This window comes from Streptomyces sp. NPDC054847 (genome assembly GCF_053610925.1).
Map to the genome: position 1 here is coordinate 1 of NZ_JBSGZJ010000397.1, position 6571 is coordinate 6571.

9 protein-coding genes are annotated in these 6571 nt (G+C 70.6%); 2 read left to right on the forward strand and 7 right to left on the reverse strand.

The window, feature by feature from the left end:
- Positions 1-56: 56 nt before the first annotated feature.
- From ACWGH4_RS28305 to ACWGH4_RS28315, 3 genes are read right to left on the reverse strand one after another with little or no spacing between them, the layout of a single operon-like run.
- Positions 57-836, reverse strand: a complete 780-nt coding sequence (locus tag ACWGH4_RS28305; protein WP_364589124.1) for a DUF3710 domain-containing protein — start codon at positions 834-836, stop codon at positions 57-59.
- A 1-nt stretch (position 837) separates the two neighbouring features.
- Complete coding sequence (dut, locus tag ACWGH4_RS28310) at positions 838-1350, reverse strand: dUTP diphosphatase (RefSeq protein ID WP_453465930.1); 513 nt, start codon at positions 1348-1350, stop codon at positions 838-840.
- The gene (locus ACWGH4_RS28315; protein ID WP_441266622.1) at positions 1350-1970 is read right to left on the reverse strand and encodes a hotdog domain-containing protein; all 621 of its coding nucleotides are present in this window, start codon (positions 1968-1970) and stop codon (positions 1350-1352) included. The genes dut and ACWGH4_RS28315 overlap by 1 nt, the downstream gene beginning before the upstream one ends.
- A gap of 58 nt (positions 1971-2028) precedes the next feature.
- Between ACWGH4_RS28315 and ACWGH4_RS28320 the strand changes: the two genes are divergently transcribed.
- Positions 2029-2487: a DUF3093 domain-containing protein gene (locus tag ACWGH4_RS28320; protein WP_441266623.1), complete on the forward strand. Its 459-nt coding sequence runs from the start codon at positions 2029-2031 to the stop codon at positions 2485-2487.
- Positions 2488-2505: 18 nt separating this feature from the next.
- On the opposite strand, the gene ACWGH4_RS28325 is transcribed toward ACWGH4_RS28320, so the two are convergent.
- From ACWGH4_RS28325 to ACWGH4_RS28340, 4 genes are all read right to left on the reverse strand, one after another.
- Positions 2506-3492, reverse strand: coding sequence for a hypothetical protein (locus tag ACWGH4_RS28325; RefSeq protein WP_453465933.1), 987 nt, complete (start codon positions 3490-3492; stop codon positions 2506-2508).
- Positions 3493-3505: 13 nt separating this feature from the next.
- On the reverse strand, positions 3506-3802 hold the full coding sequence (locus ACWGH4_RS28330) for a DUF4193 domain-containing protein (protein ID WP_005310959.1): 297 nt from the start codon (positions 3800-3802) through the stop codon (positions 3506-3508).
- 380 nt (positions 3803-4182) lie between these two features.
- Entirely contained in the window at positions 4183-5415 is a 1233-nt protein-coding gene (locus ACWGH4_RS28335) for a sensor histidine kinase (RefSeq protein WP_453465935.1), read from the reverse strand.
- A gap of 4 nt (positions 5416-5419) precedes the next feature.
- Positions 5420-6073, reverse strand: a complete 654-nt coding sequence (locus tag ACWGH4_RS28340; RefSeq protein ID WP_005310963.1) for a response regulator transcription factor — start codon at positions 6071-6073, stop codon at positions 5420-5422.
- A 300-nt stretch (positions 6074-6373) separates the two neighbouring features.
- Here ACWGH4_RS28340 and ACWGH4_RS28345 point away from each other — a divergent pair, with 300 nt between their 5' ends.
- The gene (locus ACWGH4_RS28345) at positions 6374-6541 is read left to right on the forward strand and encodes a hypothetical protein (RefSeq protein ID WP_441266626.1); all 168 of its coding nucleotides are present in this window, start codon (positions 6374-6376) and stop codon (positions 6539-6541) included.
- Positions 6542-6571 lie beyond the last annotated feature (30 nt).

The following is a 6571-nucleotide window of genomic DNA, read 5'->3' on the forward strand; positions in this document are numbered from 1 at the left end:
CCCGGGGGTGCGGGCCCACGGGCCACAACGCTGTCGTGCGAGGTCGCCGACCGCTGTCAGCGCACCTCGGTGATCTCGGGGCCGCGCTGGAGCTGGCCCATGCCCCCGGAGAACCGGGAGCCTTCCTGCTCCTCCTGCTGAACGCCCTCGGGCACCATCTGCGCGTCTTCCGGCAGCTTGAGGACGATCGGGTCACGAGGCGCCATCGGGCCTTCGCCGCGCACCACGACGGTGTCCCTGAAGATCTGCTCGAGCAGACCGGCCGCCTGCGGCTGCACCGCGCCCTGCCCGGAGATCACTCCGCGCAGGAACCAGCGGGGGCCGTCGACGCCGACGAAGCGCACCAGCTGCACACCGCCGGTGCCGTCCGGGAGCTGTACGGGCACCTGGGCGCGCAGCTCCCAGCCGAGCGGGCCCTCGACCTCGTCGATGATGCCGCCCTGCTGGGTGATACCGGAGGCGATCTCCTCGCGGACCTCGCCCCAGATGCCCTCCTTCTTGGGCGCCGCGAAGGCCTGGAGCTGTACGGCGCTGTCGCGCAGCACGACGGTGGCCGCGACGATGGCGTCACCGGCGACCTCGACCCGCAGTTCCATGCCCTCGACCCCGGGCACGAACAGACCGCCGAGGTCGACCCGGCCCTCGCCGGGCCTGGAGACCTCGGAGACGTCCCAGGGGCCGTCGGGCCGGGGCGCCGGCGGGAGGTTCACCCGGCGGGCGCCGCTGTCCCCGGCTTCCGTGCCGAGCTCGGCAGACTCGTCGGCGACTCGCTCGGCGCCGTCCGCTGCGTCCGCCGCGTCCCCGGCGGAACCACTCTTCTTGCGACGTCCGAACACGTCACTGTCCTTCCCGGTCGGATACGACCGAAGCGTATCGATTCCCACCCGTAGAGCCGTCCACGGCGGCATGACCGCCGGTGGACCCGAAGCCCCCCTCGGCCCGCGCAGAACCGGGAAGCTCCGCCACCTCGTGGAAGCGCACCTTCTCGACCTGCTGGACGACCAGTTGGGCGATCCGGTCGAACCGTTCGAACCGCACGCTCTCGCGTGGATCGAGATTGACCACGATCACCTTGATTTCCCCACGGTACCCGGCATCAATCGTCCCTGGGGCATTCACGAGGGCGACTCCGCAGCGGGCGGCGAGCCCGGACCGGGGGTGAACGAAGGCCGCGTACCCGTCGGGCAGGGCGATCGACACTCCGGTGGGCAGCACGGCACGCTCACCGGGGGCGAGTTCGGCGGCCTCGCACGTCACCAGATCGGCGCCCGCGTCGCCCGGGTGACCGTAGGCAGGAAGCGGCACCTCGGGGCGCACGCGGCGGATGAGCACGTCGACGGGATCACGCATCAGGGGTTCACCTCGAAGGCGCGTGCGCGCCGGACCTGGTCGGGGTCGGCCATTGCGGCCTGGATCTCGGCGGGGCGGCCGTTCTCGATGAAGTGGTCGACCTTGACCTCGATGAACAGGGCGGACGCCCGCACGGCCACCGGCCCGTCGGGACCTCCGATGCGTCCGGTGGCGGTCGAGTAGATCTTGCGGCCGGCGACGGCGGTGACCTCGGCGTCGAGGTGCAGCACGGTGTCGACCGGCACGGGCCGCACGAAGTCGGTCTCGAGCTTGCCGGTGACCGCGATGACCCGCAGCAGCCAGTTCAGCGAGCCGAGCGTCTCGTCGAGCGCGGAGGCGAGCACCCCGCCGTGCGCGAGACCGGGGGCGCCCTGGTGCGCGGCCTTGACGGTGAACTCGGCGGTGACGCGGACGCCATCCTGTGCCCGTGCCTCGAGGTGCAGGCCGTGGGGCTGCTGCCCGCCGCACCCGAAGCAGTGCCCGTAGTGCGCGCCGAGGAGTTCACCCGGGGCGGGCGCGTCGGGGTGCCGCACCGGCGCCGTGGCGTCGGCCGGCGGGGTCAGGGCCGAGGAACCGGCCGGGGGTTCGGGGGTCGCCCCCCGGGAGTTCGCGTTGCTCACAGGCGCAGACCTTACCCGCGCGGCTACCCGCAGGTCGCACCGTGCCAAGCTTGGATTCATGCAGCCTTCCGCCCCGCAGTACGCAGAACGTCTGACCGCGCCCCGAGCCTGGTGGGCCGTCACCGCCCTCGTCGCCCTCTCCGGCGGTCTGATCCTGCTGCCGCTGGGGCCCCTGCCGATGCTGGGCGGGGTGATCGCCGCGGGCGCTCTGGCGTCGGCGCTGGTCAGCTCCTACGGCTCGGCCCGGATCCGGGTGGTGGCCGGCTCCCTCGTCGCCGGGGACGCGCGGATCCCGGTCTCCGCGCTCGGCGAGCCTGAGGTGCTCGACGCGGAGGAGGCGCGGGCCTGGCGGCTCCACAAGGCCGATCCACGGGCCTTCATGCTGCTGCGCAGCTACATCCCGACGGCTGTACGGATCGAGATCACCGATCCGGAGGACCCGACGCCGTACGTCTATCTGTCGACACGGGACCCGCAGGCGCTGGCCGCCGCCCTGACGGCCGTCCGCGCGGCGTAGGGCCCGGTCCGCCGTCGGTCAGGCGCCGCTCGGTCCCAGGGGCAGTTGCGGGTGCTGGATGGGGTGCTGCGGCTGCTCCAGGGGCGGCAGCGCGGGTAGCGCGTCCCACGGGACCTGCCTGTTGCGCAGGTCGGCGCGGATACGGTCGGCGAGCTTCCTGGTGTCCCGGCGGTTCATCACGGCGCCGACGGCGGCGCCGACCATGAACGGCATCAGGTTCGGAAGATTGCGGACCATGCGCTTCATGATCTGCTGGCGCAGTTGGCGCTTGAGCTGTCCGCCCATCGAGACGTTGTACGTCGAGGGCTTGGTGACCTCGATTCCGCGCTCCTGGGACCAGGCGTTCAGATACGCGGTGCTGCGGTCCTTGAGGCCGCCGGGCGGCCGCACCCCGTAAACCTCGTGGAGCTCGGCGATGAGCTTCAGCTCGATGGCGGCGACGCCGACGATCTCCGCCGCGAGCTCGGTCGGCATCGCCGGCGGCACGGGCATCATCGCGGCGGCGCCGATACCGGCGCCCACTGTGGATGTGGCGTTGGCCGCTCCCGCGACCAGCTTGTCGGCAAGCTGCTCGGGGGAGAGGCCGGGAAACTGCCTGCGCAGCTTCTCCAGATCACGCACCGGGATACGCGGCGCGTTGTCGATCAGCACGTCGGCGATGTGCGCGAGCGCCGCCTTGGCGCTCTCCTTGCTCCTCACGAGCCTGGTGCGCGCGCCCTGTCCCCGCCGGACGAGGCCCGCCCTCGCGCTCTCGCCGCCCTTGACGACGCCCTTCGTGACCGCGGCCAGGCGTCGGGCCCTGGTCGGGGACCCTGCCTGGCCGGTGGTTCCGAGCGAGGCCGGCAGGCCTCGCTCCACACCCTCGGTCGCGTCGTACGGCAGCAGCGCGGACAAGTCCTCCGGGGACGCCGCGGCGTCCTGTGAGGGGCCCGTACCGCCCTGGTGCGCCTCCGGCTGTCCATGACGCCGGAAGCGCCGCTTCCCGGACGGTTTCTCGCCTGCCACTGGCGGCCCTGCCTCAGTCGCAGTCGCGGCAGATGGGCTGGCCGTTCTTCTCGCGCGCCAGCTGGCTGCGGTGATGCACGAGGAAGCAGCTCATGCAGGTGAACTCGTCGGCCTGCTTGGGCAGGACCCGGACGGCGAGCTCCTCGTTGGACAGGTCGGCCCCGGGGAGCTCCATGCCCTCCGCGGCCTCGAACTCGTCGACGTCGACGGTCGAGGTGGACTTGTCGTTCCGCCGGGCCTTCAGTTCCTCAAGGCTGTCCGAATCGACGTCGTCGTCGGTCTTGCGTGGGGTGTCGTAGTCCGTTGCCATGTCGCTCTCCCCCTCTGGGTGGTTGCGGTGTCTCAGCGCACGTAACGCGTGAGAGGCCGGACTTGTGCCCGACCTGAGGCGGAGATTTTGCCTCACATCAAGGTCTGTTACTCAATCGACACCCAACCGGACCCCTCGGGAGTGATCGGGTTGGATGGCGATGGGGACCGTACACGGTCCGCAAGCGTGCTTCACGAGCGCCACCCCGTGTACTTCCCGTGATGTCACCCCCCGGAAACCCGGGCTTTTACCGGCTTTCCGCACGATGATCGATCACGCAGCGTAGATGGATCCGATTCGTCCCGTGTGATTGATCGCACATGGATTCGCCGGATGCCGTTTCCGAAAATTCCGCTTAAAGCGAACATCGGCTCAGGAACTCAGACCGGAAGAGTGACACGCATCACCAGCCCGCCCCCCTCGCGCGGCACCGCGGAAATGCGGCCGCCGTGGGCGCGGGCCACCGATCGCGCGATGGAAAGGCCCAGGCCGACCCCCTTGTCGCTGCCCGTGCGCTCCTGACGCAGGCGCCTGAACGGCTCGAAGAGGTTGTCGATCTCGTACGCGGGAACCACCGGTCCGGTGTTGGTCACCAGCAGCACTGCCTGGCCGTGCTCGACCTCCGTGGTCACCTCCACCCAGCCGCCCGGCACGTTGTACCGGACGGCGTTCTGCACGAGGTTCAGCGCGATCCGCTCCAGCAGCACGCCGTTGCCCTGGACGATCGCGGCCCGGCGCTCGCCCCGCACCTCCACGCCCGTCTCCTCCGCCTCCGAGCGGACCTGGTCCATGGCGCGTGAGGCCACCTCCGCCAGGTCCACCGGCTTGCGCTCGACGATCTGGTTGTCGCTGCGGGCGAGCAGCAGCAGGCCCTCGACAAGCTGCTCGCTGCGCTCGTTGGTGGCCAGCAGCGTCTTGCCGAGCTGCTGGAGCTCCACGGGAGCTCCCGGATCGGAGAGGTGCACCTCGAGCAGCGTGCGATTGATCGCGAGGGGCGTGCGCAGTTCGTGCGAGGCGTTCGCCACGAACCGCTGCTGGGCGGTGAAGGCCCGCTCCAGTCGGTCCAGCATCTCGTCGAAGGTGTCGGCGAGCTCCTTGAGCTCGTCGTCGGGTCCGTCCAGCTCGATCCGGCGCGAGAGGTCGGAACCGGCCACCTGGCGCGCGGTGCGGGTGATCCGGCCCAGCGGCGACAGCACCCGGCCGGCCATCGCGTAGCCGAAGGCGAACGCGATGATGCTCAGGCCGAGCAGGGCGAACAGGGAGCGGCGCAGCAGGTCGTCCAGCGCCAGTTCGCGCTGGTGCTGGAGACAGGCGGAGACGGCCTGGTTGAACTGCTCGCCGGAACCCTCCTCCGGGAGCGTGCACCAGTCCGTGGTGGGCTGGACCTTGCCCTCGACGATCTTGAAGGGCAGATCCGCGACGCCGACGTGCAGCGCCTGCGCGGTGAAGAGGTAGATGATCGACAGCAGCAGGATGCCCGCGATCAGGAACATCCCGCCGTACAACAGCGTGAGCCGTATCCGGATGGTGGGGCGCAACCAGGGACGGCCCGGCTCCCTGGGGTCCCAGGTCGGCTTCGGAGGCGCCTCCGGCGGCGCGGGAACGCTGGCCACGCGATCAGATCCGGTAACCGGAACCGGGCACCGTGACGATCACGGGCGGTTCGCCGAGCTTGCGGCGCAAGGTCATCACGGTCACCCGCACCACGTTGGTGAACGGGTCCGTGTTCTCGTCCCAGGCCTTCTCCAGCAGTTGCTCGGCCGAGACGACCGCGCCCTCGCTGCGCATCAGGACCTCGAGGACCGCGAACTCCTTGGGGGCCAGCTGGATCTCCCTGCCGTCCCTGAAGACCTCGCGGCGGTTCGGATCGAGCTTGATGCCGGCACGCTCCAGCACCGGCGGCAGCGGCACCGTCGTACGCCGCCCGAGGGCACGCACACGTGCGGTGAGCTCGGTGAACGCGAACGGCTTGGGCAGATAGTCGTCGGCGCCGAGCTCCAGGCCCTCCACGCGGTCGCTCACGTCCCCGGAGGCCGTCAGCATCAGCACCCGGGTCGGCATGCCCAGCTCGACGATCCTGCGGCAGACGTCGTCCCCGTGGACCAGGGGGAGGTCGCGGTCGAGCACCACCACGTCGTAGTCGTTGACCCCGATGCGCTCGAGGGCGGCGGCGCCGTCGTACACGACGTCGACCGCCATGGCCTCCCGGCGCAGCCCGGTGGCCACCGCATCGGCGAGCAGCTGCTCGTCCTCGACGACGAGTACGCGCACGTCGACTTCCTCTCTCGGGAGCCCCGTCACCGTGACAGGGCAGGTCTGGGCACTGACTGTGCGGCTCCATCCTGCCCGTTACGCGCGTAAACCGGCTGTAAGGCGAACAGGCTCGACAACCGCACCGCGGAATAAGGAGGATTTCCGGGACAGTTGAGGTTTCCACCCGGGAAGGCCTGGGGAGGACGACTGCACATCCCGATCACGCCCTGTGTGTGGCGCACCACGACCTGTTCCAGGGTTGATCAACCCACCGTCGGCACACCCCCGTGCCACCGACCTACGACGAGGGGGCGCATCATGGACGCTTTCACTGCCGGACTGCTGCAGCGCATAAAGGCCGCCGAGGACGACCTGACGGTCGCCCGGGAGACGGGCGACGACTTCCTCGCTGACGTCGAGCAGGCGGAGCTGGAGGACCTCCACCGCCTCGCCGCCGAGCACGGGGTGAAACTCACCGCGGCCTGATCCCGACCGCGCCCCGAGGCCCGGCCCCGC

Excerpts from the sequence above, each read along its gene's own strand:
- dut (WP_453465930.1), bottom strand. The coding sequence starts at position 1,350 with ATGCGTGATCCCGTCGACGTGCTCATCCGCCGCGTGCGCCCCGAGGTG.
- ACWGH4_RS28320 (WP_441266623.1), top strand. The coding sequence starts at position 2,029 with ATGCAGCCTTCCGCCCCGCAGTACGCAGAACGTCTGACCGCGCCCCGA.
- ACWGH4_RS28330 (WP_005310959.1), bottom strand. The coding sequence starts at position 3,802 with ATGGCAACGGACTACGACACCCCACGCAAGACCGACGACGACGTCGAT.
- ACWGH4_RS28345 (WP_441266626.1), top strand. The coding sequence starts at position 6,374 with ATGGACGCTTTCACTGCCGGACTGCTGCAGCGCATAAAGGCCGCCGAG.